This window comes from Paraburkholderia sp. GAS32, assembly GCF_050434225.1.
In the GTDB taxonomy this organism is placed as follows: domain Bacteria; phylum Pseudomonadota; class Gammaproteobacteria; order Burkholderiales; family Burkholderiaceae; genus Paraburkholderia; species Paraburkholderia madseniana.
This window is the reverse complement of sequence record NZ_JBNPVS010000116.1, coordinates 1-2,893: the sequence shown is the minus strand read 5'-3', so window position 1 is coordinate 2,893 and position 2,893 is coordinate 1. Positions and strand designations below refer to the sequence as shown.

At 57.4% G+C, this 2,893-nt stretch carries 1 protein-coding gene and 2 pseudogenes; all 3 read right to left on the bottom strand.

Translation table 11 applies throughout. The annotated features are described in order from the left end of the window. Positions 1-157: pseudogene (locus P3T25_RS48395) on the bottom strand (transposase); the annotation flags it as partial. A gap of 112 nt (positions 158-269) precedes the next feature. Next, positions 270-1,742 (bottom strand): group II intron reverse transcriptase/maturase, encoded by a 1,473-nt coding sequence (gene ltrA / locus P3T25_RS48390; protein WP_211709214.1) that lies wholly within the window; start codon positions 1,740-1,742, stop codon positions 270-272. 608 nt (positions 1,743-2,350) lie between these two features. After that, positions 2,351-2,884 (bottom strand): annotated as a pseudogene (locus P3T25_RS48385) (IS5 family transposase); the annotation flags it as partial. Between the last annotated feature and the right edge of the window lie 9 nt (positions 2,885-2,893).

The following is a 2,893-nucleotide window of genomic DNA, read 5'->3' as shown; positions in this document are numbered from 1 at the left end:
CGTCCACGCATCGCTTCTGAATGCCCTGATATCCGGCATCAGCGTACACATCCGCCTCTTCGCCGTGTAGCAACGCTTCGGCTGTATTGATGTCCTGAGCGTTGGCAGCTGTGCCGATGACCGTGTGAACCAGGCCAGATTCCGCGTCCACGCCGATGTCGGGTAGCGGTGGCGCATTGCTGCGCCACCGCCCCCTAAGAACCGGACGTGCGAGTCGCCCCGCATCCGGCTCAAGCCATTCGGCAGCCCCATCGGATGGGACCGGGCAATCAACCATCGGTCGCAGTTCGACGACGGGCAAAGTAAGGCGACCACGCAGGGTCAAACGGATTTGCCTGACCACGTATCTTCACGTGCCGAACAATTGGAATCATCGTAGCTCGAAACAGTCGGATGACCCCGCGATCTTTGGTTCGCGCGGTAAACGCCCAGGTACGATGTCCCTCTACGTGGAAGTATTTGTGCTTCACCCAACCCGTGCCTTTCGTGGGATGCCGACGCATAGCCCATTTCCATAAGAGCTGCCAGATGTGAGCGTCTATCGACGTAAAATGAGACTTGGAAACCACATGACGGTGATACATGGCCCAACCCCGAATCACGGGGTTGAGTTGCAGAATCAGATTCGTCTGCGTGGCGCTCCTGTGCTGCCTCACGATCTCCCTAACCTTCTCCAGAAGTGCCTTCACACTTTTGCTTGCTGGTTTGATAAGCAGCTTATCCGCGTACTTGCGGACATTCTGCCCGAGGAAGTCGAACCCATCGGCAATGTGAGTGACTCTGGTTTTCTCTTCCGAGAGTTCCAGCCCCCGAACGGCCAGAAATTGCCTGACCGCAGGGAGTACGTTCTGCTCCAGAATATCTTTCGAGACTCCGGTCACAACGAAGTCGTCCGCATACCTGTTGACGTTGACTTTGAACTTTCGGCGCGCGCGTGGCGTCGGCCCTACGCTGGCATCTACTGCCGCTTCAAGTCCGTCCAACGTCATGTTCGCGATGACGGGTGAGATGATGCCCCCTTGCGGAGTTCCCGCCTCGGTCGCGAACAGGGTACCTTTATCGATAAATCCGGCCTTAAGCCATCGCCGCAGGACCACCTTATCCATTGGTATATGTTTGAGGATCCAGTCGTGGCTAAAATTATCGAAACAGCCACGGATGTCGCCCTCTAAAACCCACTCTGGTGACTTGCGCTTAGCCAGCGTGGTAAAACAATATTCAATGGCGTCGGCAGTCGAACGTTTGGGGCGAAACCCGTACGAGTTTGGATCCGCCAGGCTTTCCGCAATGGGCTCCAAGGCGAGCTTCCATAGCGCCTGCATTGATCTGCATAGCATGCGGGGAATTCCTAGCGGACGCTTCTTGCCGTTGCTCTTGGGGATGTAGATACGTCGAAGCGGCAACGCTCGGTAACTGCGGTGTTGCATCGCCTCCACCCCTTTCCATTTGGCCGCCGGAGTTGGCCAAGTCTTGCCGTCAACGCCCGGCGTTCTCTTGCCGCGATTCTCTGTCACTCGTTTCACGGCTAGCATTTTGCCGCTATGCGAGCGGGTCAGCAGACGCTGCAGGGCACTTACTTTGCCCCATCTGCCTTCCTTGGTTGCCTGGGCGATACGCGCCTGGAGTCGTTTCACCTCATCTGTGATGCGAGGCCAATCAGCCTGAAGCCACATCTCAGCGGGGCGCGAGGACGCACCAGCATCGATCGCCTCTGCTTGTGCAGCGCCACCGATTGCCGTCATCTGCCTTCCCTCGTATAACGATTAATCAAGTTCTCTCGCCATGAATGACCACGCGGAAGTCTGCCCGCTTTCGCGTCCGACCATGCAGCAGCCGGTATCCTCCCCATTACAGGAAGGCGTTCGCTTTTTCCGCAATCCCTTACCCGCAGTGCCAACAGCGTTCCTTGCGGTTCGCCTGCCGTTGCCGGCGGCACTACGGGCTTATCCTGTTCCGCATGAATTTCAGAGCGGGACGGACCCCTCCTATCCGCCGGCGGCGCAATGTCCATGCTGACCCAGCACACAGAGGCCAGACCTTGCCGCGCGCCATTTTGGCTCAAGCCTGTCAGCACATTTGGCTTGTCAATGATGACGACGTTTAATAGAGGTTCACGTATGTTGGTCGTTACCGCTCGTTCCTAGTCCCTCACCGCACTTGTGCTGGCAGATTCCGCTTTCCCTCACGGGGCCGCGTACCGATACAGATCGGTGGTTACATTGTCCCCGGAGCTTCACACCGAGCCGTTACCGGCTCCGCATGTCTGGGTAGGAAACGGCTGATGGAACAGCCGGTTCGATCACAACGGATCACGTTGAGTCGAACAGAAATTCAAGCGACTTGCAGGTCGCACATGCGCTTTCATCCCGAAGTACCATTGATTTCCCTTCTTCGTCTGGTGCATTTCCGGGTCCCGCGTACCTGAGGCGTTCTTCGTCGAGTTGGGCGCAGAAATCAATGTGGCGTCGACTACCGACCCGGCCTTGAGCATCAGACCTTTCCCGCTCAGGATCTCATTGACCAGCGCGAGCATCTGCACAGCCAGACCGTGCGCTTCGAGCAGGTGACGAAACCGCAGGATCGTGCTCTCGTCGGGCAATCGCGTCATGCCGTCGTCAAGCCCCGCAAAGTCGCGATACAGCGGCACGTCATAGAGCGCTTCTTCCATCGCCGGGTCTGACAGACCAAACCACTGCTGCATAAAGTGAATCTGCAGCATCGTGGCAATCGGAAATGGCGGCCGTCCCGTTTTACCCTTCGGATAGTGCGGCTCAATCAGGGCAATCAGTTGCGACCACGGCACCACGCGCCTCATCTCTTCGAGAAATTCCCGCTTGCGCGTGCGTTTCGTTGACAGATCCAGACCAAGGCCAAGTTGTGCCATCACGTCACC